Origin of the sequence: Microbacterium sp. UBA7513 (assembly GCF_002478345.1) — a bacterium.
GTDB lineage: Bacteria > Actinomycetota > Actinomycetes > Actinomycetales > Microbacteriaceae > Microbacterium.
Genome location: NZ_DLNJ01000004.1, coordinates 1 through 22,528, shown reverse-complemented (window position 1 = coordinate 22,528; position 22,528 = coordinate 1). Strand labels below are relative to the sequence as shown.

The 22,528-nt window shown below is 71.2% G+C and carries 23 protein-coding genes; 17 read left to right on the top strand and 6 right to left on the bottom strand.

All coding sequences use genetic code 11. The annotated features are described in order from the left end of the window. Positions 1-11 precede the first annotated feature (11 nt). The 3 genes from B2W79_RS01655 (at position 12) to B2W79_RS01645 (ending at position 3,736) form a co-directional block, all read left to right on the top strand. The gene (locus B2W79_RS01655) at positions 12-1,997 is read left to right on the top strand and encodes a M13 family metallopeptidase (RefSeq protein ID WP_292786288.1); all 1,986 of its coding nucleotides are present in this window, start codon (positions 12-14) and stop codon (positions 1,995-1,997) included. Between the two features lie 111 nt (positions 1,998-2,108). After that, a complete protein-coding gene (locus tag B2W79_RS01650) occupies positions 2,109-3,074 on the top strand; it encodes a serine hydrolase (RefSeq protein WP_025104889.1) in 966 nt (321 codons plus the stop codon). Between the two features lie 263 nt (positions 3,075-3,337). After that, positions 3,338-3,736, top strand: a complete 399-nt coding sequence (locus tag B2W79_RS01645; RefSeq protein ID WP_071329232.1) for a hypothetical protein — start codon at positions 3,338-3,340, stop codon at positions 3,734-3,736. Between the two features lie 121 nt (positions 3,737-3,857). Here the strand turns inward: B2W79_RS01645 and B2W79_RS01640 are convergent, their stop codons facing one another. Continuing rightward, positions 3,858-5,300 carry an MFS transporter gene (locus B2W79_RS01640; protein ID WP_292786277.1) on the bottom strand — a complete coding sequence of 481 codons (1,443 nt, stop codon included), beginning with the start codon at positions 5,298-5,300 and terminating at the stop codon, positions 3,858-3,860. A 56-nt stretch (positions 5,301-5,356) separates the two neighbouring features. Between B2W79_RS01640 and B2W79_RS01635 the strand changes: the two genes are divergently transcribed. Continuing rightward, on the top strand, positions 5,357-5,977 hold the full coding sequence (locus B2W79_RS01635) for a hypothetical protein (protein ID WP_292786274.1): 621 nt from the start codon (positions 5,357-5,359) through the stop codon (positions 5,975-5,977). A gap of 48 nt (positions 5,978-6,025) precedes the next feature. Next, positions 6,026-6,715: a GNAT family N-acetyltransferase gene (locus B2W79_RS01630; RefSeq protein ID WP_292786271.1), complete on the top strand. Its 690-nt coding sequence runs from the start codon at positions 6,026-6,028 to the stop codon at positions 6,713-6,715. Positions 6,716-6,727: 12 nt separating this feature from the next. Here B2W79_RS01630 and B2W79_RS01625 read toward each other — a convergent pair whose 3' ends face one another. Beyond that, positions 6,728-8,197 carry a peptide MFS transporter gene (locus tag B2W79_RS01625; protein ID WP_292786268.1) on the bottom strand — a complete coding sequence of 490 codons (1,470 nt, stop codon included), beginning with the start codon at positions 8,195-8,197 and terminating at the stop codon, positions 6,728-6,730. 116 nt (positions 8,198-8,313) lie between these two features. On the opposite strand from B2W79_RS01625, the gene B2W79_RS01620 reads away from it, so the two are divergent. The 3 genes from B2W79_RS01620 to B2W79_RS01610 all read left to right on the top strand — a co-directional run bounded on the left by B2W79_RS01620 (position 8,314) and on the right by B2W79_RS01610 (position 12,384). Beyond that, the gene (locus B2W79_RS01620; protein ID WP_292786266.1) at positions 8,314-9,699 is read left to right on the top strand and encodes a glycine--tRNA ligase; all 1,386 of its coding nucleotides are present in this window, start codon (positions 8,314-8,316) and stop codon (positions 9,697-9,699) included. A 1-nt stretch (position 9,700) separates the two neighbouring features. Then, positions 9,701-10,426, top strand: coding sequence for a hypothetical protein (locus B2W79_RS01615; protein WP_292786263.1), 726 nt, complete (start codon positions 9,701-9,703; stop codon positions 10,424-10,426). Between the two features lie 278 nt (positions 10,427-10,704). Then, positions 10,705-12,384: an ABC-F family ATP-binding cassette domain-containing protein gene (locus B2W79_RS01610; RefSeq protein WP_292786260.1), complete on the top strand. Its 1,680-nt coding sequence runs from the start codon at positions 10,705-10,707 to the stop codon at positions 12,382-12,384. Between the two features lie 76 nt (positions 12,385-12,460). Here the strand turns inward: B2W79_RS01610 and B2W79_RS01605 are convergent, their stop codons facing one another. The 3 genes from B2W79_RS01605 to B2W79_RS01595 are packed head-to-tail and all read right to left on the bottom strand — an operon-like array spanning position 12,461 to position 14,818. Beyond that, positions 12,461-12,886 (bottom strand): DUF1801 domain-containing protein, encoded by a 426-nt coding sequence (locus B2W79_RS01605; RefSeq protein ID WP_071329225.1) that lies wholly within the window; start codon positions 12,884-12,886, stop codon positions 12,461-12,463. Then, the gene (locus B2W79_RS01600) at positions 12,886-13,476 is read right to left on the bottom strand and encodes an HhH-GPD-type base excision DNA repair protein (protein ID WP_071329224.1); all 591 of its coding nucleotides are present in this window, start codon (positions 13,474-13,476) and stop codon (positions 12,886-12,888) included. The genes B2W79_RS01605 and B2W79_RS01600 overlap by 1 nt, the downstream gene beginning before the upstream one ends. 25 nt (positions 13,477-13,501) lie before the next feature. Continuing rightward, entirely contained in the window at positions 13,502-14,818 is a 1,317-nt protein-coding gene (locus tag B2W79_RS01595) for a glutamyl-tRNA reductase (RefSeq protein ID WP_071329413.1), read from the bottom strand. Positions 14,819-14,890: 72 nt separating this feature from the next. Here B2W79_RS01595 and hemE point away from each other — a divergent pair, with 72 nt between their 5' ends. Then, entirely contained in the window at positions 14,891-15,913 is a 1,023-nt protein-coding gene (hemE, locus tag B2W79_RS01590) for a uroporphyrinogen decarboxylase (protein WP_085605597.1), read from the top strand. Between the two features lie 51 nt (positions 15,914-15,964). Here hemE and B2W79_RS01585 read toward each other — a convergent pair whose 3' ends face one another. After that, entirely contained in the window at positions 15,965-16,858 is an 894-nt protein-coding gene (locus tag B2W79_RS01585) for an NAD(P)H-binding protein (RefSeq protein ID WP_292786244.1), read from the bottom strand. A 66-nt stretch (positions 16,859-16,924) separates the two neighbouring features. On the opposite strand from B2W79_RS01585, the gene B2W79_RS01580 reads away from it, so the two are divergent. The 8 genes from B2W79_RS01580 to B2W79_RS01545 form a co-directional block, all read left to right on the top strand. Continuing rightward, positions 16,925-17,236, top strand: a complete 312-nt coding sequence (locus B2W79_RS01580) for a metalloregulator ArsR/SmtB family transcription factor (RefSeq protein WP_071329221.1) — start codon at positions 16,925-16,927, stop codon at positions 17,234-17,236. Positions 17,237-17,328: 92 nt separating this feature from the next. Beyond that, complete coding sequence (locus B2W79_RS01575) at positions 17,329-18,828, top strand: protoporphyrinogen/coproporphyrinogen oxidase (RefSeq protein ID WP_292786241.1); 1,500 nt, start codon at positions 17,329-17,331, stop codon at positions 18,826-18,828. A 165-nt stretch (positions 18,829-18,993) separates the two neighbouring features. Then, entirely contained in the window at positions 18,994-19,407 is a 414-nt protein-coding gene (locus tag B2W79_RS01570) for a hypothetical protein (RefSeq protein WP_292786238.1), read from the top strand. Position 19,408: 1 nt separating this feature from the next. Beyond that, positions 19,409-19,816: a phage holin family protein gene (locus B2W79_RS01565; protein WP_071329218.1), complete on the top strand. Its 408-nt coding sequence runs from the start codon at positions 19,409-19,411 to the stop codon at positions 19,814-19,816. Beyond that, positions 19,803-20,075 (top strand): hypothetical protein, encoded by a 273-nt coding sequence (locus B2W79_RS01560; RefSeq protein WP_071329217.1) that lies wholly within the window; start codon positions 19,803-19,805, stop codon positions 20,073-20,075. The genes B2W79_RS01565 and B2W79_RS01560 overlap by 14 nt, the downstream gene beginning before the upstream one ends. 79 nt (positions 20,076-20,154) lie before the next feature. After that, positions 20,155-20,832, top strand: coding sequence for a hydrogen peroxide-dependent heme synthase (gene hemQ, locus B2W79_RS01555; RefSeq protein WP_256209451.1), 678 nt, complete (start codon positions 20,155-20,157; stop codon positions 20,830-20,832). A gap of 5 nt (positions 20,833-20,837) precedes the next feature. Beyond that, positions 20,838-21,839 carry a hydroxymethylbilane synthase gene (hemC, locus tag B2W79_RS01550; protein WP_292786227.1) on the top strand — a complete coding sequence of 334 codons (1,002 nt, stop codon included), beginning with the start codon at positions 20,838-20,840 and terminating at the stop codon, positions 21,837-21,839. Continuing rightward, the coding region (locus B2W79_RS01545; RefSeq protein ID WP_292786224.1) for a uroporphyrinogen-III synthase at positions 21,836-22,528 on the top strand (693 nt) is incomplete at its 3' end. The genes hemC and B2W79_RS01545, both read left to right, overlap by 4 nt.

Sequence of the window (22,528 nt, the reverse complement as noted above, 5' to 3'; positions counted from 1 at the left end):
GGCTGGAGCGCATGACCGACGTGCTTCCCGCGGGCCTCGCGCTCGACGACCTCAGCCCCGACATCCGCCCGCAGGACGACCTGTACCGCCATGTGAACGGCGCCTGGATCGCTCGCACCGAGATCCCGGGGGACAAGGCGCGCTGGGGCTCCTTCCATCTGCTGGCCGAGCAGGCCGAGAAGGACGTCCGCGCGATCGTCGAGGAGTCGCAGGAGGCGGAGGAGGGCACCCTCGCCCGCAAGATCGGCGACCTCTTCGCGAGCTTCATGGACACCGACCGCATCGCCGCGGCCGGCGTGACCCCGCTGGCCGAGACGTTCGCCGAGATCGACGCGATCGACGGCATCCCGGCCTTCCTGCGCACCGTGGGCGCCTACGACCGGGAGGGCCGGGCGGCGGTGATCGGCCTCTACGTCGACGGCGACCCCGGAAACCCGGAGCGCTACCTCCCGGTGCTCGTGCAGGCCGGGCTCTCGCTGCCGGACGAGAGCTACTTCCGTCTCGACACCTTCGCGGAGACCCGCGCGGCGTACCGGGAGCACCTGGAGCGCCTGCTCGCTCTCGCCGGCGTGACCGATGCCGCGGCGCAGGCCGAGCGCTCCATCGCGCTGGAGACCGAGCTCGCCGGACACCACTGGGACAACGTGCGCAGCCGTGACGCGGTGGCGACCTACAACCTCAAGACGTGGGACGAGCTGCAGGAGCTCGCCGGCGTCGACCTCAGTCCGTGGCGCGAAGCCGTGACGCCGACGAACCCGCAGGCGTTCGACGAGGTCGTCGTCGCGCAGCCGAGCTTCTTCGAGGGGCTGGGCGCTCTGCTCACTCCCGAGCGGCTGGACGACTGGAAGGCCTGGCTGCGTGCGAAGGTCGTGCACGCGGCGGCGCCCTACCTCACCGACGAGCTCGTGCAGGAGAACTTCTCGTTCTACGGCACCCAGCTCACCGGCGTCCCCACGATCCGCGAGCGCTGGAAGCGCGGCGTCTCCGTCACCGAAGGGGCCCTGGGCGAGGCGATCGGCAAGGTCTACGTCGAGCGGCACTACCCGCCGACGGCGAAGGCGGCCATGGACGAGCTCGTCGCGAACCTCGTCGAGGCCTATCGGCAGAGCATCGAGACCCTGGAGTGGATGACCGCGGAGACCCGGCAGCGGGCGCTGGCGAAGCTGGACGCGTTCACCCCGAAGATCGGGCACCCCGAGGTGTGGCGTGACTACTCGGCCCTCGTGATCGACCGGACCGATCTCCTCGGCAACGTGCGCCGCGCGGCGATCTTCGAGCACGACCGCAACATCGACAAGGTCGGGAAGCCGATCGACCGCACCGAGTGGCACATGCCGCCGCAGATGGTCAACGCCTACTACAACCCCTCGATGAACGAGATCGTCTTCCCCGCGGCCATCCTCCAGTACCCGTTCTTCGACGCCGGACGGGACGCGGCCGCGAACTACGGCGGGATCGGCGCGGTGATCGGGCATGAGATCGGCCACGGTTTCGACGATCAGGGCAGCCGATACGACGGCGAGGGGCGCCTGCAGGACTGGTGGACCGACGCGGATCGCGCGGCCTTCGAGGAGCGCACGAAGGCGCTCATCGCGCAGTACGACGCCCTCGTGCCGGAGGGACTGGACGCCGAGCATCACGTGAACGGCGCCCTCACCATCGGTGAGAACATCGGCGATCTCGGCGGCCTCGGGATCGCGCTGAAGGCGTACGAGCTGTCGCTGCGGGCCGATCCGTCGGTGCCGGAGCCCGTCGAAGGGCCGGTCATCGACGGCTACACCGGTGTGCAGCGGCTGCTCCTGTCCTGGGCGCAGGTCTGGCAGCAGAAGAGCCGCGAGGCCGAGACGCTGCGCCTGCTGACGATCGACCCGCACTCGCCCAACGAGTTCCGGTGCAACCAGATCGTCCGCAACATCGATGCGTTCTACGACGCCTTCGGCGTCACCGAGAAGGATGCCCTCTGGCTGCCGGAGTCGTCCCGGGTGACCATCTGGTGACGAACCTCCGGACTCTGTGAGGCACGCTCCGGCGGTGGGGTTACGATAGCCCTGCCGCCGGGCGCCCCTTCCCGGATGTGCAGTATCCCTCCCCCTCCTGAAGGACCACGCGTGGGTGCGACCGACCCTGGTGACGCGTTCCGGAACCCCTCGGCTCCCGGAGCGTCCGGGAGCGCGCCCGAGTCGTCCAGCGGTCGCCGTTCGCAGCGGCCGGGAGCCCGTCGGCTGCCCCGCCGCGTGGCCGTCGGCCGGCGGTCATTCACGTCGACGCTGAAGGCCCTCGAAGGCCTCGCGAACTCCGGGGCGCAGGTGTCGGTGCACGTGGTCGACCTCGACTCCCATGTGCACGTGCTGGCGGGAGACGACCACGTGACTATGCCCGTCGCCGGCCTCGGGGTGGTCCCGCTGCTCATCGAGGTGGCCGCGGCGTTCGAGTCCGGTGCCCTCGACCCTCTCGAGATCGTGGAGCGCACGAGCGTCGAGGCCGTGGAGAGCTCCGGGCTGTGGCGGCACCTGCGGGCCCCGGCGCTGCCGCTGGAAGACCTCGCCGTGCTCGCCGCGACGGCCGGCGACCCGATCGCCGTGAACATCCTGCTGGAGAAGGTGGGGCACGACCGGGTGCGGGAGCGCATCGAGGGGCTGGGGCTGCGTCGCACCGCCCTGCTCGACCGGTTCCGCGACCGCCGTGGTCCGGACGACGCCCCGCAGGTCGCCGTGGGGTCGGCACGCGAGCTGGCCGGACTGTTCTCCGCGCTCGTGAACTCCCAGGTCGTGGATGCCGCCGTCAGCGCGCAGGTCTCGGAGTGGCTCAGCCTCAACCAGGACCTCAGCCTCGTGGCCGCCTCGACCGGACTCGACCCCTTCGCACACGAGCACGACGCGCACGGCCTGCTGTTCGTGAACAAGACCGGCCGCGACCGGGGAGTGCGCGCCGAGGCGGGGGTGCTCGCGGGGCCGCGGGCCGGTGTCGCCTACTCGATGATCGTGTGCTTCGACGACCTGTCGATCAGCCACCGTCTCCGCGCGCACGACGCCTTCCGCGTGCTCGGCGTCGAGCTCATGGAATACACGCACTGACCCCCTGACCCCGCGCGAACGCAGGCATCCGCGCGGCATCAGGCGTCCGGGGGAGCAACGAGCCTGAACTCCCGCGGTTGCCTGGAGTCGCGCGTTCTCCTGTCTCCGCGTCCGCTGGGTCCCGCGTGTGAACGCAGGCATCCGCGTGGCATCAGGCGCTCAGGGGTGCAGCCAGCCTGATGTCGCGTGCTTGCCTGATGTCGTGCGAGAGCCTGAGGTGGCGTGCTCGCCTGATCGCGCGACGCACGGGCTAGCATCGGGACATGCCCTCTGCCTGGACCCCGCATCGCCGCGACGACGGCGAGCTGCTCGGCTGGATCCATCCGGAGGGCGAGGAGTGGATCGCCGTCGATGTCCTCGGGCGCCGGGTCTCCGGCCCGGGCGAGTGGCTCGACGCGGAGGCCGCACTGGAGGAGCACGGCATCGCCTGGCTCGCTGATCCGTGGATGCTCGAGGGAGAGGACGACCGCCCGCTGCGGGTGCGCATCCTCGAGGTGACGCCGGACGAAGAGGGCGCGCCGGGGCGCATCGTCGTGAAGGTCGACGACTTCGGGGACATGACCCGACCCGCGACCGCACGGTTCACTCTGCCGTGGCCGCTGCCCGCCCGGCTGCGGCCGCCGCACGCCGACGACCCGGACCCGCGCACGATCTCCCGCTGACCCTCCGCCGCACGTCGCAGATCCGCCGCACGTCGCACGTCTTACGGGAATCCTTGCGACCTCGCGCGATTTTCGACCTCGCGTGAATCCCGGACCCGCGCGGATCCCGGACCGGCGCGAGTCAGCCTGGGAGTGACGGGTGCTGCTCCTCGGCGCGCCGCCGCGGGATGAACAGGGACAGGACCACGGCCACGATGCCGGCGGCGATCGCGAGCCAGAAGCACACCTCGAACGCGGTCCTCGTCGGCACGGCCACCCCGCCGACGTCGACGCTCATCGCCGCGAGCACGCCGCCCATCACGGCCGAGGCCGTCGAGGTGCCCACGGAGCGGAACAGCGCGTTGAGGCCGTTCGACGCCCCGGTCTCGTTCGCGGGCACGGAGCGCATGATGATCATGGGCATCGCGGCGAAGGTGAACCCGATGCCGACGCCGATGAAGATGTTGGCGACGAAGATGTGCCATACCTCGGTCGACCACAGCAGCACGAAGACGTAGGCAAGGACGATCGCGCCGGCCCCGACGGTGAAGAGCGGACGCGGCCCCACGGTGCGCTCCAGCCACCCGGACAGCGGGGAGATCACCATCATGACCAGACCCGCCGGCATGATCACGAGGGAGGCGGCCACCATGTCGAGCCCGAAGCCGGCGCCGCTCACCGCCGGCATCTCCAGCATCTGCGGGAACGTGACGTTCGAGGCGAACAGGGCGAAGCCCATGCCGATGGCGGCGATGTTGGTGAAGAGGACGGCGGGCCGGGCCGCGACCCGGAGGTCGAGCAGCGGATCGTCCGTGCGCAGCTGGTACCAGCCCCACAGCAGCAGCATGGCGACGCCGCCGATCACGCAGACGAGGGTGAGCGGTGCCGTCCAGCCCCACTCGGCGCCGCGGGAGACGAACAGCAGCAGGCCCGTGAGGCCGATCGCGAGTCCGATGGCCCCGAGCACGTCGAGGCGTCCGGGGGAGCGGAGCACGTCCTCCGGCACCACGGCGAGCACCAGGAGCAGCCCGAGGACTCCGAGGGCGGCGGCGAGCCAGAACAGCATGTGCCAGTCGGCGTTCTCGGCGAGCAGCGCGGCGACGGGCATGCCGATCGCCCCGCCGACGCCCATGGTGGCGCTCATCAGGGCCACCGCGGTGCCGAGGCGTTCGGGCGGCAGCACGTCGCGCATGATCGCGATGCCGAGGGGGACGACGCCGGTCACGGCCCCCTGGAGGGCGCGGCCGATGATGACGCCGACGATGGATCCGGAGAGCGCGGCGATGACCGACCCCAGGATGAGGATCGCGAGGAGCACGATGACGACGCGGCGCTTGCCGTACATGTCGCCCAGACGGCCGGAGATCGGGGTCGCGACGGCGGCCACGAGCAGGGTGATCGTGACCACCCAGGTGGTGTCCTCGCGGGAGGAGTTCAGCAGCTGCGGCAGCTCGGCCTGCAGCGGCACGACGAGGGTGAACATGAACGAGGAGCACAGGCCCGCGAACGCCAGCACCGCGATGATCGCCCACCGCGGAGGGGTACGGGAGAGGCGTTTCCTGGCTCTGTCGTCGTTCGCACCCACCGGCTCAGGCTATCGGCGTTCCCGGAGGGGAGGGGCCGATGTGGTTGCATGGCCGGATGACCGACGACACCGCGCCCGCGCAGCACCCCGCCGACACCGCATACCACCGCCGGCTCCCGATCGGCGAGGTGCTCGACGCCTCGGCGCTCGCGGAGGGGCTGCCCTGGGCGTTCGAGAGTGTCACGATGCGGCCGCTCGAGCCGATGCTCGTGCCGGAGAAGCCCCGCGCCGGCGAGCACGACCCGGCCGCGTGCGGCCACTGCGGTCCGAGCGTGCACACCATCTGGCACGACGACCTCTGGCAGGTGCGTGCCGGGTGGGACGTCGGCGGACTGCCCTTCATCGGCGGGGTCGCGCCGCGCGAGCACTGGCTCCTGGAGAACGCGCCGCACGACGTGCTCGCCGCCCTCGGACCGCTGATGCAGCGCGTGTCGGAGGCGGTGAAGAGCATCCCCGGCGTCGCCCGCTGCCACTTCGGGCGCTGGAACGACGGCTCCGCGCACATGCACATGTGGGCGCTGGGCCGTCCGGCCGGGATGATGCAGGGACGCGGTGCGGTGCTCGCGTTCTGGGACGGGATCCTGCCGCCGCTGCCGGCGGAGATGGCCGAGGACCACCTGCGCATCGTCGCGGAGGCGCTCGCCGCGGGCGGGGGCGAGGCCTTCCCGTACCGGTGAGCCGGAGTCGGTTTCCGCGAACGGGCGGAGGAGGGGCAGACTGGGATCGTGCGAACCATCCGCGATCTCGACACCGTTGAACTCATCCTCGACGCCCAGAGCCTGCTCGACTCCATCCGGGGCCCGCAGCGCGTGGTGGACGCCGGGACCCTCCGTGCCCTGCAGCAGTCGGGCAACTACGTCGTCGGCTTCTTCGACGGCGAGGGCGACGAGGAGCGCATGGTCGGCGCCTCGATCGCCTTCTTCGGCGAACCGGCCCGCCGTGCCATGCACTCGCATATCACGGCTCTGCTGCCCGAGTACCGGGGGCGCGGCTGGGGCCGTGAGCTCAAGGAGCACCAGCGGCAATGGGCGTTCTCCCGCGACGTCGGCCGCATCACCTGGACCTTCGACCCGCTGGTCGCCCGGAACGCGCACTTCTTCCTCACCGTCCTCGGCGCGCGCGCCACGGGCTACTCGGTGAACCGGTACGGCATCTTCGGCGGCGGCGACGCGGGCGACGAGAGCGACCGCCTCGACGTCGAGTGGGCGCTCGCGGACATCGCCAAGCCCCCGGCGGAGGACGCCGTCGTGGAGACGCTGGAGATCCCGGACGACATCGAGGGCCTGCGGGAGTCCGACCCCGCGGCCGCGCACGAGTGGCGGCTGCGGCTGCGCGCGCAGATGGAGGGCCTGCTCGGCAGCGGCCTCCACATCGCGGGCTTCGAGACCGGCCGCGGCTACCTCTTCACCGCGTGATCGCCGGGGCCGTCAGCGCACGCCCCGCATGAGCCGCAGCACCGGCTTCACGCTCAGCAGCAGTCCGATGCCGACGAGGATCGCGATGCCGCCGAGGATCGAGAAGTACGGCACCTCGTTCTCCGGATCGTAGAACTTCACGAGCTCGCCCGAGATGGCGGTGCCGAGGGCGATCGACAGGAAGAACAGCGCGACCATCTGCGTGTGGAAGACGGCGGGGGCGAGCTTCGTCGTCACCGACAGCCCGACGGGCGAGAGCAGCAGCTCGGCGACGGTGAACACGAAGAGGATGCCGACGATCGCGAGCAGCGGCGTCGAATTCGCACCGCCGCCGGAGAACGGCAGAAACAGCAGAAACGCGGAGCCCATGATGATGGCGGCCAGCCCGAACTTGACGGGGGTCGACGGCTGATGCGTCCCCAGCTTCGTCCAGATGGCCGCGAAGACCCCGGACAGGATGATGATGAACACCGGGTTGATCGACTGCACCCACGACACCGGCATCTCCCACCCGAACAGGTCGCGGTCGAGCCGCTTGTCGGAGTAGATCGTCAGCACCGTGAACTGCTGCTGGTACAGCGACCAGAACGCGACGCTCGTGAGGAACAGCGGCAGGAACCCCCAGACCCGCGAGCGTTCGGTGGCGTCGATGCGGCGGCTGCCGAGGATCACCGCGAAGTAGGCGACGGCGGCGACCACCGTGACCACGATCACGATGGTGGCGAGGTTGTCGGCCTGGATGACCCCGGTCAGCACGAGCACCGCGATCACGACGACTGCGCCGACCGCGATGCCGGCGACCAGCGGGTAGCGCGAGCGGGGGAGCGGGTTCGGCACTTCACGCGCGGAGGCGGGCAGGCCGCGGCGGCCGAACGAGTACTGCACGAGGCCCAGGGTCATGCCGAGGGCGGCGAGGCCGAACCCCCAGTGGAAGCCGAGGGTCGACTGCAGCAGTCCGGTGAGGATCGGACCGAGGAAGGCGCCCAGGTTGATGCCGAGGTAGAACAGCGAGAACCCGGCGTCGCGCCGCACGTCGTCCGGACGGTACAGCGTCCCCACGACCGAGGTGGCGTTCGCCTTCAGGCCTCCCGAGCCCAGGGCCACGAGCACCAGGCCGACCCCCACGCCGACGAACCCCGGCAGGAGGGCGAGGGCGAGGTGGCCGGCGACGATGACGATGGCGCTGACGAACAGCACCCGCTCGGAGCCGAACAGCCGATCGGCGAGCCAGGCCCCGAGGATGGTCGACAGGTACACCGAGCCGCCGTACGCGCCGACGATCCCGCCCGCCACCGCCTCCGGGAGGCCGAGGCCGCCATCGGCTACCGAGAAGTACAGGTAGATGAGCAGGATGCCCTGCATGCCGTAGAAGCTGAAGCGCTCCCACATCTCCACGCCGAAGATGTGCACGAGCGACCACGGCTGTCCGAAGAAGCGGGTGTCCTCGTCGCGGGAGGCGGGTGGCTGCGCGGTGGTGCTCATGCGTGGGACGGTACTCCTCCCGCGGGTCCCGCGGCCAGGGGTTGCGCTCCGGCCCCGGATAGAATGGGGGTGCCCGTGCTCACGGGCATTCTCCGCATCCGACCATTGGAGCCACCGTGGCCGAACAGTCCCGCCTCGACAAGGTCATCGCCCTCGCCCGCCACCGCGGTTTCGTGTTCCAGGCGGGTGAGATCTACGGCGGTTCCCGGTCGGCCTGGGACTACGGACCCCTCGGCACCGAGCTGAAGGAGAACATCCGGCGGCAGTGGTGGCAGACGTTCGTGCGTGGCCGCGGCGACATGGTCGGCCTCGACTCCAGCATCATCCTGCCGAAGCGCGTGTGGGAGGCCTCGGGTCACGTCGCGACCTTCACCGACCCGCTCGTCGAGTGCCTGCAGTGCCACAAGCGCTTCCGTGCCGACAACCTCATCGAGGACTTCGAGGCGCGCAAGGGTCGCAAGGCCGAGAACGGTCTGGCCGACATCCCCTGCCCGAACTGCGGCACCAAGGGGCAGTACACCGAGCCGAAGGCCTTCTCCGGCCTGGTGAAGACGTACCTCGGCGTCGTCGACGACGAGTCCGGCCTCTACTATCTGCGCCCCGAGACCGCGCAGGGCATCTTCGTGAACTTCTCGAACGTGCTCACCGCCAGCCGCAAGAAGCCGCCGTTCGGCATCGGCCAGGTCGGCAAGGCGTTCCGCAACGAGATCACCCCCGGCAACTTCATCTTCCGCACCCGCGAGTTCGAGCAGATGGAGATCGAGTTCTTCACGCCGCCCGCCGAGGCGCCGCAGTGGTTCGACCACTGGGTCGAGGCATGCTGGAACTGGTTCATCGACCTCGGCATCGACCCGGAGAACATGCGTCAGTTCGACGTGCCGGAAGACGACCGCGCGCACTACTCGGCCGGCACCATCGACGTCGAGTACCGCTTCGGCTTCGCGGGCAAGGAGTGGGGCGAGCTCATGGGCGTCGCCAACCGCACCGACTACGACCTCTCCAGCCACAGCGAGGCTTCCGGCCAGAGCCTGACCTACTTCGACCAGGCCACGGGCGAGCGCTACACGCCGTATGTGATCGAGCCGTCCTTCGGCCTCACCCGCGCGATGATGGCCTTCCTCGTCGACGCGTACGTCGAGGAGCAGGTGCCCAACGCCAAGGGCGGCACCGACACCCGCACCGTGCTCAAGCTCGACCCGCGCCTGGCTCCGGTCAAGGCGGCGGTGCTCCCGCTGTCGCGCAACGAGAACCTGTCGCCGCTCGCCCGCGAGGTGGCCGACACACTCCGCGGTTCGTGGGCCGTCGACTTCGACGACGCCGGTGCGATCGGTCGTCGCTACCGCCGTCAGGACGAGATCGGCACGCCGTTCTGCGTCACGGTCGACTTCGACTCGCTCGACGACCGTGCCGTGACCGTGCGCGACCGCGACACGATGGCGCAGGAGCGCGTCCCGATCGACGAGCTGCACGCCTACCTGGCGGAGCGCCTCCGCGGCGCCTGACGTGACGGCGCCGGGGGGAGCCGGCGCACGGGGAGAGGCCTCGCCCGTGCGTCCGGTCGCGGCCATCGTGCTCGGCGCGCTCGCCGTGTCGTGGATGATCCTCACGGTGCTCGACCTGCGCGAGAACGACGGCGCGGGGCCCATCATCGCGATGTTCGGCATCCCCGCGCTCGCCGCCGCGGTTATCATCCAGATCGTGATGGCGCGGCTGGGGGAGCGCAAGCGCGTGCCGAAGGCCGTGTTCTGGTGGGTGCTCGCGGTGCTGCCGCTCGGGACCCTGGCGGGCTTCGTCGTCGCGATCCTGCGTGACCCGGACTACTTCATCGCGGACGAAGGCCCCTGGATGCTCCTCTGGGTGCCGGTCTTCATCGTCGTGGGGCTGCTGCTCGGCGCCCTCGTCTGGTTCTTCTTCGTGTTCCCGCTCGTGTCGCTCGTGACGGCGATCCGCTTGATCGCGCGCGGGGAGGCGAAGCCTGGCGCCCTCATCATGCCGATCGTGCTGCTGAGCCTCGGTGTGCTGAGCATCGTGGGCGGACTCTCGATCGACACCGACAGCAGCGGCCGCGCGTCGTGGGGATCGATCATCGCCGCGTTCCTCGGCCTCCCGGGGAACTACGAGGTGCTCTGGGAGCCCGGCCTCTGGATCGTCCGCGGCATCGTCCTCGCGATCATCCTCCTCTTCGCCCTCCCCCGCCTCTCCTCCCGCCTCTCCCGCCCCCGCAATTGACGCCGAGACCCCGGGTTTCCGTCGAGACCCCGGGGTGCATGCGGGCACACGTCGGGGTCTCGCCGGGAAAGCGGGGTCTGGCGGGCGTTGAGTGACCCTGCTATGGTCGCTCCTCGTGGGTACTCTGATTCGCTAGATCGGGACGCCGCGTCGAGAACTCTTCTCCGCGGTGGGTCCTGAGCGACCGCGCCCGGCTCCGAGCGCGGTTGAGGTTCCTGTTCCCCGCGTCATCGACGCAGATCCCGGTGGTGCGCGTGCGCCGCTGGAGAGGACCCCTCATGTTCCCTGTACTCTCGACCCCTTCCGACTCCTCGGCCCGCGCTCATCGCGAGTGCGCGATCCGAGCTGCGTCCGTCCGGTTCGCCGACCGTCTCGTGCTGGACCGCATCGATCTCGCCGTCGGCCCCGCCGATCGCCTCGCGGTCATCGGCGACAACGGCGCCGGCAAGTCGACCCTGCTCGACCTGCTCGCCGGTGCTCTCCTGCCGACGGCGGGGGAAGTGCGGCTCGACCTCCCCGGCGGGGTCGCGCATGCCCGGCAGCACCCGGTGTTCGCAGACGGGGCGACGGTGGCCGATGCCGTCGACGATCTCCTCGGCGACCTCCGCGAGCTGGAGCGCGAACTCGGCCATGCCTACGACCTCCTCGCCGCTGCGACACCTTCGGAGCGCGAGTCGCAGATGGCTGCCGTGGCCCTGTTGCAGGACCGTTTCGAGTCCCGTGGCGGCTACGAGGTCGACCGTCGCATCGACACCGCCCTCGAACAGGTCGGGCTGGGTGGTCTGGACCGCGGGCGATCGGTGGCCGCGCTGTCGGGCGGAGAGCGGGCGCGGCTCGCTCTCGCGGTCGCCCTCTCTTCCGGAGCCGAGCTCCTGCTCCTCGACGAGCCCACGAACGACCTCGACGACCGGGCGCTGACCTGGCTCGAGGACCGTCTCGCGGCGCATCGGGGAGCGCTGGTGGTCGTGACGCACGACCGTGACTTCCTGGACCGTTTCGCGACGGCCGTCGTGCAGGTGGAGGACGGTCGGATCCGTCGCTACGGCGATGGTTACGCCGGGTTCCTGCGGGCGCGCGAGGCCGAACGCCGGGCTGCAGTCGCGCGCCACGAGGAGTGGAAGGCCGAGCTCTCCCGCGCCGAGTCCCTGCTCGCGGCCAACGCGTTCCGGCTGGAGGCGATCCCGCGGAAGCTCGAGCTCGACGGTTTCGGTCACGGCGCGTTCCGGGCGCGGAGCCGCGACCACGGTGCCGTCGGGCGCATCCGCATGGCGAAGGAGAGGTTGTCGCGGCTGCGGGAGAACCCGTGCCCGGCGCCGCCCGAGCCGCTGCGGTTCGTGGTCGCGGCAGAGGACCGGGCGCCGCTCGACGACCCGCTCCTGACCCTCGATGCCGTGTCCCTCCGCGAGCCGGGACGACGGCTCGACGTGTCGCACTGGACGATCGGGGCCGGTTCGCGGTGGCTCGTGACGGGGCCGAACGGGGCCGGGAAGACGACGCTCCTCCGACTCCTCGTCGGCGAGCTCCGCCCCGCATCCGGGGCGCTCCTCCGCGCCGACGGGCTGCGGATCGCGTTCCTCCGGCAGGAGGTCGACACGCGCCTGCGGGGTACCGCCGTCGCGGTCTTCGCGGCCCGGACCGGGACGCCGCCGGCGGAGGCGCACGACGCTCTCCTGGCTCATGGACTCTTCCGCGGGCCGGAGGCGGACCGCGACGTGCGGACCCTCTCCGTCGGGCAGCGCCGGCGGCTGGATCTCGCGGTCGCCTTGGCGACACCGTTCGATCTGCTGCTGCTCGATGAGCCGACGAACCATCTCGATCCTGAGCTCGTGGAGCAGCTCGAGCACGCCCTCGTCGACCATCCTGCCGCCGTCGTCACGGTGACGCACGACCGGCGGTGGCGGCGTCACGCGGCGGACGCACGGCGCGTGCAGGTTGACGAGGGGGTGGCCACCACCTGAGGCCCCGCCTTCCCGCCGAGACCCCGGGCTCCCAACGTCCGCCCCCCGGGGTTTCGGCGGGAACCCGGGGTCTCGGCTACGACGTGACGGTCAGCTGCATACGCGCGTCGCCGCCGGACTCGACCCAGGCGCGCGAACGCTCGAGGATCCCGCGCAGCACGTCGAGGTCGACCTCGTCGAGGTCCTTGAGGTAGAGGCAGCCCACCCCTGTCGTGTGCGGGCCGAGCGCGCCGAGAGCCTCCGCGTGGGCGTCCACCCCGTCGAGGAGGTAGATCGTGGTCGCGGCCTTCCGGGGGGCGAAGCTCAGAATGCCGCTGTCGCCCTCCGTCCCGGTGGGATAGCGGTAGTGGCAGGAGCCGAACCCGATGATCGCCCCCCACGTCTGCGGCTCGCGCCCGGTGATGTCCTGCAGGAGAGCGGTCAGCGTCTCCGCATCACGGCGACGCACGGCCGGGGAGGAGCGGGCGATCAGGCCCGCGACGTCGTCCCCGGTTGGCTGCACTACTTCGCCGCCTTCGCCGCGGCCTTCATCGCCTTCTTGTACTCGCGCACCTTCGTCAGCGACTCCGGCGACACGATGTCGGCGACGCTCCGGTACGAGCCGTCCTCGCCGTAGGGCGCCGAGGCCTCGCGCCACCCTTCGCCGGTGAATCCATACTGCTTGCCGAGGAGGGCGAGGAAGATCTTCGCCTTCTGCTCGCCGAAGCCGGGAAGGTCCTTGAGCCGTCTGAGCACCTCGGCGCCGCTCGGCTGGGTCCCTGAGCCTGCCGAAGGGCGCGTCCAGAGGGCGGCGGCGTCCCCGTCCCAGTCGTCGACGAGCGCCTGGCACAGCGTCTGCACCCGCGTCGCCATGGAGCCGGGGAACCGGTGCACCGCGGGGGTCTGGCGGAAGGCCTCCAGGAACTCCTCGGGTGCCATGCCCGCGATCGCCGCAGCATCCGCGGCTCCCGTCCGCTGCTCGATCTTGAGCGGTCCGGTGAACGCGGTCTCCATGGGGATCTGCTGGTCCAGCAGCATGCCGATCAGCAGAGCCGTCGGGTTCTCGGTCAGCAGGGCGTCGGCGGCGGTGTCTCCGGTGATGTGAAGGGCCATGCCTCCAGTCTCCCACCCCGCCGGGTCAGGCTGTGGCGGCGTCCTCGACGGCGTCCGCGGCAGGGGCGATCCCGTACAGCGTCGACAGTGCGGCGGCGAACTCGTCCGCGCGACCGGCGGCGGCGAGCTCATGAGCCCGCACGGTCGGCGTGTGCAGCAGCACGCCCGAGAGGTGCCGCAGGGCCTGCTCGACCTTGCCGTCTTCGTCGCCACGGGCACGGGCGCGGTCGATCTCGCGCTCCAGCAGCTCGAAGATGTGCGAGCGGAAGGCCACGACCGACGGGGTCACGCTCTGGCGCGCACCGACCACGTGGAAGGTCTCCGCGGCCTCGCGGACGACGCTCCGGGCGGCGTCCGTCGCCTGCAGCTCCTCCAGCGGAGCGTGCAGGCGGATGGTCTCCAGGTCGAGCAGCGCGACGCCCTCCAGCGCAGCCACGGCCGGGTCGACGTTCCGCGGCATGCCGAGGTCGACCACCAGCCGGCTCGGGACCCCGGTCGTACCGCTGGTCGCGACGACGGGGCAGCCCGCAGCGGCGAGGCCGACCGGCAGCTGCAGATGCTCCGGGCCCAGCACGGGCTCGGTCGCGGTGGTGCAGGTGATCAGCAGCGTGGAGTGCGCTGCCGTGCGGGCATACTCCTCGGCCGGCACCGGGCGGATGTCGTGCTTCGTCGCGAAGATCTCCGCGCGGCCGGAGGGGGAGTAGACGGAGATGTCGACGGCGCCGCGCTCGCGCAGGGTCGCGAGGGTGACCGCCGCGTAGGCGCCCGTGCCGACCAGCAGCACGCGTTCGGCGGACCAATCGGCGATGCGGCTGTCGGCGAGCTCCAGCGCGAGGCGCACGAGCGAGCGCCCGGCGCGGCCGAGGGCGGTGACGTTCTTGACCTTGCGCTGGGCCTGGCTCGCGCGCTGGAACAGCCGCTCGAGCTCCGGAGACGTGGTGCCGTCCTTCCGGGCGGACTTCAGCGCCCGACGGACCTGGCCGGCGATCTCACCCTCACCGGAGACGACGGACTCGAGGCCCGAGGCGACGGAGAACAGGTGCTCGGCGACGCGGCGGCCGGAGTGCACGGCATAGGCGCCGTCCAGATCGGCGGCCGGGATGCCTGTCGCGGACTCGACGGCCTCGATCACGGCTTCCACGCCGATGGCGCCGGCCGCGGTCACCGGCTCGTCCATCTCCACGTACGCCTCGAAGCGGTTGCACGTCGCCAGGACCACGGCACCCTGCACGCACGGCGCCATGCCCACGATGGTGGGAGCGACGTCGTCGGGGGTGCGGCTCAGGCGTTCGAGCAGTTCGAAGGAGGCGGTCTTGTGACTCGCCGTCACACACAGCAGCACCCTTCGATTGTACCCGAGCATCCGAAGCCGGGACTCGGCTGCTCCCTATACACCGGATGGGAGGATGGAGGCATGGCACTCTCCGACGCCCCGCTGCTGCGCGCCCTCACCGGCGACCGCCCCGCCACCGCTCCGGTCTGGTTCATGCGCCAGGCCGGCCGATCCCTGCCCGAGTACCGGGAGCTGCGGGTCGGCACGAGGATGCTCGACGCCTGCCTCACCCCTGACCTCGCCGCCGAGATCACTCTGCAGCCGGTGCGGCGGCACGGCGTGGACGCAGCCGTCTTCTTCAGCGACATCGTCATCCCGCTGCGTCTCGCCGGCGTGGAGGTCGAGATCGAGCCCGGTCGCGGCCCTGTCTTCGCGAACCCGGTGCGGACGGTCGCGGACGTCGACCGCATCACGGCCATCGACCCGGAGAGCCTGGACGGCAGCGCCATCGCGGAGGCCGTCGGCATCGTCGTCGCGGAGCTCGGCGACACCCCGGTCATCGGCTTCGCGGGAGCGCCCTTCACCCTCGCCGCGTACCTCGTCGAGGGCGGTCCGTCGAAGGAGCACCTGCGCGCCCGCGGCATGATGCACGCGGAGCCCGAGGCCTGGCACCGTCTCGCGGGCTGGCTGGCGCAGATCTCGCGGCGGTTCCTGGAGACGCAGCGCGATGCCGGCGCCGCGGTCGTGCAGCTCTTCGACAGCTGGGCGGGCTCCCTCAGCCCCGCCGACTACCGCACCTTCGTGGCGCCGCACTCCCGCACGGCTCTGGACGGCATCGGCGTCCCGACGATCCACTTCGGCGTCGGCACCGGCCCCTTCCTCGGCGACATGCGCCTCGACGGCATCGCGGACGGAGTGGGGGTCGACTGGCGGCTGCCCCTCGATGAGGCCGCCGCGATCCTCGGCCCCGACGTCTCGGTGCAGGGGAACATCGACCCCGCATTCCTCGGCGCGCCGTGGCCGGTGCTCGAAGCGCATGTGCGCGACGTGCTCGAGCGCGGTCGCGCGGCCCGCGGGCACATCCTCAACCTCGGCCACGGCGTGCCACCGGAGACCGACCCCGATCAGCTCACGCGCATCGTCGAGCTCGTGCACGCCGGCTGACCTCCGTTCGAATCGCCTGCTTTGCTGCATCTGCGGCCCAGATGCAGCCATTCACGCGATTCGAAGCGCCCGCGCCAGCCGCAGGTCAGACAGACCGAAGCGCCCGGTGGGCAGTGCCGCGCGGATGCTGTCGTCGTCGAACGGCCGCGAGGGGCGGATGCCCTCCGGTGGCTCCGGTGCCCACGGTGCCGGCTCGCTGACGCCCTCCGCCAGCATCCGCGCCTGTGCTTTCGCGACCAGGGGAACCACCATGGTCCACTCCGTGAGCTGCGCGAGCACCCGCACGACCCGGGTCGGCACCGGGAGGAAGGCGGGACGGCGTCCGGCGACGCGGGCGATCCGGCGGATGGCCTCCCCGAGCGTCACCTCGTCCGCGCCCATCACTGCGACCGTCGGTTCCGGGATCCGCCCCTCGAGCGCGGCCACCAGCACGTCCGCGGCATCCTCCACCGGGACAGGGCGGGCGGTGCGTTCGCGATACCCGACCGTCCAGAAGAAGGGGAGGGTGCGGACGGCGCGGGTCACGTGATCGACCATGTGATCGCCGGGGCCGTAGGTCATCCCGGATTTCAGGATCGTGTGCGGCAGCCCGGATCCGCGGACGATCTCTTCGGCCTCCCACTTCGACTCGTGGTAGCCGGAGCCGCAGTCGGGACGGGCACGGAGGAAGCTCACCATGACGAGGCGTCGGACACCGGCGCGGCGGGCGGCTTCGACGACGGCGGCCGTCCCCTCCACGTGCACGCGGCGGAAGGTCTGGTCGCCGATCTCCCGGTTGATCCCGGCGCAGTGGGCCACGGCGTCGCATCCGGCGAAGGCCGCGGTCAGCGCATCGACGTCCGTGATGTCCGTGCCGGAGCGTCGGGAGATCACCACGGGCTCCTCCAGGCGGTCGGCGAGGGCGCGGCCGACGAATCCACTGCCTCCGGTGATGGCGACCTTCATGGTGCTTCCCTTCGCTAATTAGCTATCTGGCGAAACTGTATCTAGCGAAGGTGCTATATTGCAAGCATGGCCGACAGCGCATCCGACATCTTCGCGGCGCTCGCCCACCCCACCCGGAGGCAGATCCTGCAGGACCTCAAGGAGGGGGAGCTCGCAGCCGGGGAGATCGCGTCGCGGTTCTCCGCGAGCGGGCCGACCATCTCCCGGCACCTGAGCGTGCTGCGGCAGGCGGGCCTCGTCTCCGAGCGCCGCGACGCCAACCGCATCCTCTACTCGCTCGTCGGCGAGCGCCTGGCCCTCTCCGTGGGCGACTTCCTCTCCACCGTCTGCCCCGAGCAGATCGTCCTCCGCGAGGTCCGCAAGCGCGGTCGGGCCTGACCTCCGTTCGAATCGCTCACCTGGCTGCATCCGCGGCGATTATCCGGCCAATCGGGCGATTCGAAGCACAGGGGCGGTGAAAGGATGGAGGCATGAGCCCTGAGCGCCCCGCACCCGCCGACCTGGCCGCCCGTGCCGCACGGAAGCACGTCGTCGTGGTGGGTGGCGGCGTCGGCGGACTGGTGGCCGCCCGCGAATGCGCGAAGGTCGGCATGCGGGTGACGCTGCTCGAGGGGTCAGAGGCCCTGGGCGGCGTGATCCGCCGGGTCGCCCTGGACGGGGTCGTCGTCGACGCCGGGGCGGAGAGCTACGCGACGAAGGGCGGGCACGTCCGCGCCCTCGTGGACGACCTCGGCCTCTCCGACCGCGTCGTGACGCCGCAGGCGGGAGGGGCGTGGCTCGCCGGACTCCCCGGCGGCGGCGCGGCTCCGCTTCCCGCCGGGGGCATCCTCGGTATCCCCGGCAACCCGTTCCAGGACGACGTCCGCCGCATCATCGGCTGGTCCGGCGCCTGGCGGGCCTATCTCGACCGGGTGCGCCCGCCGCTCACGATCGGGCATCAGCTCAGCCTCGGTCGCCTCGTCGCCTCGCGCATGGGGGAGAAGGTCCGCGACCGTCTCGTCGCCCCCGTCACGACGGGCGTCTACTCGGCATCCCCGGACGACGTGGACATCGATGTCGCCGCCCCCGGACTCAACGCCGCCCTGACGCGCGTCGGCTCCCTCTCCGGGGCCGTGCTGGCCCTCCGCGGTGAGGGCGTGTCGCGCGGCGCGAAGACCCCGGGCGCGGCCGTGGAGGGCCTCGTCGGCGGCATGAGCGTGCTCGTCGACGCCCTGGCGGCCGACCTCGAGGAGCTCGGCGCGACCGTGCGCACCCGCGTCCCTGCCCGTCGCCTCACCACTGATGGCACCACGTGGCGTGTGGTGGTCGAGGAGCCTGCCGCGGAGGAGCAGGTCGAGGGGGAGGAGACGACCCAGGAGGCGGAACTCGTGGCCGACGCAGTGATCGTCGCGACCTCCGAGCACACGGCGCGGGAACTGCTCGCGGGCGTCGTGCCCGCTCTCGCAGCGGCCGACGCCGCGCCCGCTCCCGAGATCGAGATCATCAGCCTGCTGCTGGATGCGCCCGCGCTGCGCACCCCACCGCGGGGCACCGGCGTGCTCACCGTGCCGCACAGCCACACGGCGAAGGCGCTCACGCACTCCACGGCGAAGTGGTCGTGGGTGCGCGAGGCTGCCGGCGACCGCGAGGTCGTGCGCGTCTCGTTCGGCGCCCAGGGGGAACCGGCGGCCACCGCGGCGCTGGACGACGACGCCGCGATCGACCTCGCCCGACGGGAGGCGTCGGCGCTCCTGGGGGTCCCCCTGACCGCCGATCAAGTCGTGGCGGGTCATCGTGGGCGCTTCGTGCAGGCGCAGCCCGCGTCGATCATCGGCTCGGGGGAGCGGCGTGCCGCAGCGCGTCAGGCCGTGCAGGCCGTGCCAGGACTGGCCGCAGTGGGCGCATGGCTCGCGGGCACCGGGCTCGCGCAGGTCGTCCCGGATGCGGCGGAGGAAGCGGAGCGCCTGCGCCACGCCCTCCTCTGGGACTGAGCACGCGTGGCGTTCGAGTGCGGTCGGACGCTCCGTGTCAACCCTCTGATCGATTGATGCCGAAATCGGCATACGGCGTTACGCTGGGTACCTGATCGCGGTGGAGACGCGGGCGATCGGCGTCCCCCGGGATGGACCACAGCCGGAACAACGTGAGGAGACCCCATGAAGGGGAAGATCGGACTCGGCGTCGGACTCGGCGTCGGCTATGTGCTCGGCACCCGCGCAGGACGCGAGCGCTACGAGCAGATCAAGACGCAGTGGCTGAAGGTCTGGAACACCGACCCGGTGCAGGAGCGCGTGGACAAGGTCAAGGGTTTCGTCGGCGACAAGGCCGCCGCGGTCCCGGGCGCCGTCTGGACCGGCGCCGTGAAGATCGTGAAGTCCGTCACGGGCGACGGCACGCCAGGGCAGAAGCTTGACGCGGTCATCGCCTCCGGCAAGGACGCCGCCGAGGAGATCTCGGACGCAGCGGAGGACGCTGTCGAGGAGGTCAAGGAGCGCGCCGCCGACGCCCAGAAGCCGGCCGCTTCGAAGCCGGCCGCGAAGAAGCCCGCCCCGCGGAAGTCCGACGACTGACATGCCCCGCGGATATCGGGATCGCGCCGACGACAGCCTCCTGACGCTGCTCGGCGACCTGCCGGAGCTTGTCACGAATCTGGTCAAGGCCGAGATCGACGCGGCCAAGGCATGGGTGTCGCGCACGGCGAAGGACGCGGGAGTCGGCTCGGTCTGGTTCCTCGTCGCGCTGTTCTTCCTGTTCTGGGCCGTGCCCGTGATCCTCGTCTTCGCGATCGCGGGACTGTCGTCGTGGTGGCCGGTGTGGCTCTCCGCACTGGCGGTCTTCGGCATCCTCATCGTCGCCGTGCTGCTGTTCGCACTGCTCGGCATCCTGAAGTTCCGCAAGGTGCTCCGCCGCCAGAACCCGGCACAGGCCGTGGCCGAAGACATCCGAATCGTGAAGGAGGCCGGCGATGAGCACCCCTGAGTCGCTGCCGCGCACCGCGGTCCCCGCGGGCATCGTCGACCCCGTCGCCTCTGCGCGCGCCGAGCTGAAGGCGGCCCTCGCCGCCATCGAGGTCAAGGGGAACATCCCGCGCCGCGTCGAGAAGGCGTCGGCGCGGGCCGCCGTGAAGGCGCGCGCGTTCGCGGACCGCAACCCCGCCGCGGCGATCGCCGCCACGGTCGGGGTCGCCGCCGCTGTCGGCGGGATCGTGTGGGCCATCGCCCGCGCCATCGCCCGCTGATCCACCCGGGCACCGCCCTCGCGTGCGGGCAGTATTCCCCTGATTAGCGGCTCCTCCGCAAAGGGGGCAGACTGGGATCATGTCCGACCTGCGCGAAGAGAACCCGTCCGGTTACACCCTCTGGGCCGTCTGGCGACGTAACCCCGACGCCCCCGTCACCGAGAACGATGCGACCGAGCTCGAGTCGATCGTCTCGCACGTCGAGGACTCCGGCGTCACCGTCCGCGGCTTCTACGACGTCTCCGGGCTCAAGGCCGACGCCGACCTCATGGTGTGGCTGCACGGCGCCACCGCCGAGGAGCTGCAGAAGGCCCTCCGCCGCCTGCGCCGCACCGAGATGCTGCGCTCGCTCCTTCCAGTGTGGAACGTCATGGGCGTCCACCGCGATGCGGAGTTCAACCGTGCGCACGTCCCCGGCTTCCTCCGCGGCATCGAGCCCAAGGACTGGCTCTGCCTCTACCCGTTCGTCCGCACGCCGGAGTGGTACCTCGCCCCGGAGAGCGATCGTCGTGCGATGCTCGCCGATCACGGGCGCAAGGGCGCGGCGTTCACCGGCGTCATCGCCAACACCGTGGCCTCTTTCGCCCTCGGTGACTACGAGTGGCTGCTGCCGCTCGAGGCCGACGAGTTGACCGATCTCGTCGACATGATGCGCGACCTCCGCTACACCGACGCCCGCATGTTCGTGAAGGAGGAGGTGCCCTTCTACACCGGGCGCCGCCTGCGCTTCGACGAGATCGCGGACGTGCTGCAGTAAGCGCCATGAGCATCCCCATCCGTCTCGGCACCCGTCGCAGCGCGCTCGCGCAGGCGCAGTCCGGTCACGTCGCCGCCGCGCTGGAGAAGGTCACCGGCCGCCGCGTCGAGCTCGTCCCGATCACCAGCGAAGGCGACACCAACCGCGCCTCGCTGTCAGAGATCGGCGGCCTCGGCATCTTCGCCACCCGGCTCCGTGAGGCCCTCCTCGCCGGCGAGTGCGACTTCCTCGTGCACTCGCTGAAGGACCTTCCGACCGCGGTGCCGGAGTCGCTCGTCATCGCGGCGACGCCCCGACGGGAAGACGCCCGTGATGTCGTGCTCACCCGCCACGGCATCCCCCTGCACGAGCTGCCCGAAGGGAGCGCCGTCGGCACCGGCTCCCCGCGACGCATCGCGCAGGTCCACCGTCGGGCGCCCCGTGCCCACGTCGTGGACATCCGCGGCAACGTCGACTCCCGCCTCGCGCGGGTGGCGTCCGGCGAGCTGGACGCCGTGATCCTCGCCGCCGCCGGACTCTCGCGGCTCGGCACGGACTCCCCGTTGCACCGCGAGGAGCTCGGCCTGGCGGAGTGGCCGACGGCGCCCGGCCAGGGGTCGCTCGCGGTCGAGACGCGGGCGGATGCGCCGGAGGAGCTGCGCGCGGCGCTGTCGGCGCTGGACCATCGGGAGACGCGGCTGGCGATCACGGTCGAGCGCGCCATCCTGGAGGGACTGGATGCCGGTTGTCAAGCCCCCATGGCGGCGCACGCGATCGTCCAGGGCTCCGAGATCCGCGTCAGGACGGTGGTCTACGCCCCGGACGGCGGTCGCCGGATCGGGCTGGACGTCACGGAAGCCCTGAACGGGGAGTATATTCATCGGAACGGCAGTGGCAATGGTGCGGATGCTGCCGATGGTGCAGACCCGATGCACGCAGCGCGTGAGTTCGGGCTCGCTGTTGCCCGTCGGCTGCTCGATCAAGGGGCGGCTGACCTCGTCCCTCAAGAGCACTCCGAATTGTCATGACCACTTCTGAAAGCAAGCAGGACCGACCGCTGGACGGCTGGCGCATCCTCGTGCCCCGTGGCGGCCCATGGGGTGACAGCGTCGCCGCGAGCCTCCGGGCCCTCGGCGCCGTTCCCGTCGTCGCCCCCCTCATCAACTTCGCTCCGACGACCGACCAGGCGACCCTCGATCGTGCGCTGGAGCAGCTCGCAGCCGGGGAGTTCGACTGGCTGACCGTCACGAGCGCGACCACGGTGGACGTCCTGTTCGCGCACCGCGCGGTCGTGCCCAAGACCACGAAGATCGCCGCGGTGGGCGAGACGACGGCCGCGGCGCTGCAGGCCGTGGGCTACGAGGTCGCCCTGGTCCCGGAGCAGGACAACTCCGCGCAGGGCATGGCGCAGCAGCTCATCGCCCTGGAGCACGAGCCGCGTCGCATCCTGGCCCTGCGCAGCGAGATCGCCAAGCCCGTCCTCAGCCTCCTCCTGTCCGACGCGGGGCACGACGTGCACGGCGTCGTCGCCTATCGCACGGTCGGTGTCCCGGTGACGGAGCGCATCCGCCGCGACGTCGAGAACGGCCGGATCAACGCGATCCTCATCACCAGCGGATCGGTGGCCGAGCAGGTTCGCGAGCAGTTCCCCGAGATCCCGGACGAGACGCTGCTCGCGGCCATCGGCCCGCGCACAGCCAAGGACGCCGAGCGTGCC

Bases quoted from the DNA above. Each gene is read 5' to 3' on its own strand.
- B2W79_RS01580 (WP_071329221.1), top strand. From the start codon at position 16,925: ATGGCCGACAGCGCATCCGACATCTTCGCGGCGCTCGCCCACCCCACC.
- B2W79_RS01645 (WP_071329232.1), top strand. From the start codon at position 3,338: ATGCCCTCTGCCTGGACCCCGCATCGCCGCGACGACGGCGAGCTGCTC.
- B2W79_RS01570 (WP_292786238.1), top strand. From the start codon at position 18,994: ATGAAGGGGAAGATCGGACTCGGCGTCGGACTCGGCGTCGGCTATGTG.
- B2W79_RS01635 (WP_292786274.1), top strand. From the start codon at position 5,357: ATGACCGACGACACCGCGCCCGCGCAGCACCCCGCCGACACCGCATAC.
- B2W79_RS01585 (WP_292786244.1), bottom strand. From the start codon at position 16,858: ATGAAGGTCGCCATCACCGGAGGCAGTGGATTCGTCGGCCGCGCCCTC.
- hemE (WP_085605597.1), top strand. From the start codon at position 14,891: ATGGCACTCTCCGACGCCCCGCTGCTGCGCGCCCTCACCGGCGACCGC.
- B2W79_RS01565 (WP_071329218.1), top strand. From the start codon at position 19,409: ATGCCCCGCGGATATCGGGATCGCGCCGACGACAGCCTCCTGACGCTG.
- B2W79_RS01600 (WP_071329224.1), bottom strand. From the start codon at position 13,476: ATGGCCCTTCACATCACCGGAGACACCGCCGCCGACGCCCTGCTGACC.
- hemC (WP_292786227.1), top strand. From the start codon at position 20,838: ATGAGCATCCCCATCCGTCTCGGCACCCGTCGCAGCGCGCTCGCGCAG.
- B2W79_RS01655 (WP_292786288.1), top strand. From the start codon at position 12: ATGACCGACGTGCTTCCCGCGGGCCTCGCGCTCGACGACCTCAGCCCC.
- B2W79_RS01575 (WP_292786241.1), top strand. From the start codon at position 17,329: ATGAGCCCTGAGCGCCCCGCACCCGCCGACCTGGCCGCCCGTGCCGCA.
- B2W79_RS01560 (WP_071329217.1), top strand. From the start codon at position 19,803: ATGAGCACCCCTGAGTCGCTGCCGCGCACCGCGGTCCCCGCGGGCATC.
- hemQ (WP_256209451.1), top strand. From the start codon at position 20,155: ATGTCCGACCTGCGCGAAGAGAACCCGTCCGGTTACACCCTCTGGGCC.
- B2W79_RS01625 (WP_292786268.1), bottom strand. From the start codon at position 8,197: ATGAGCACCACCGCGCAGCCACCCGCCTCCCGCGACGAGGACACCCGC.
- B2W79_RS01610 (WP_292786260.1), top strand. From the start codon at position 10,705: ATGTTCCCTGTACTCTCGACCCCTTCCGACTCCTCGGCCCGCGCTCAT.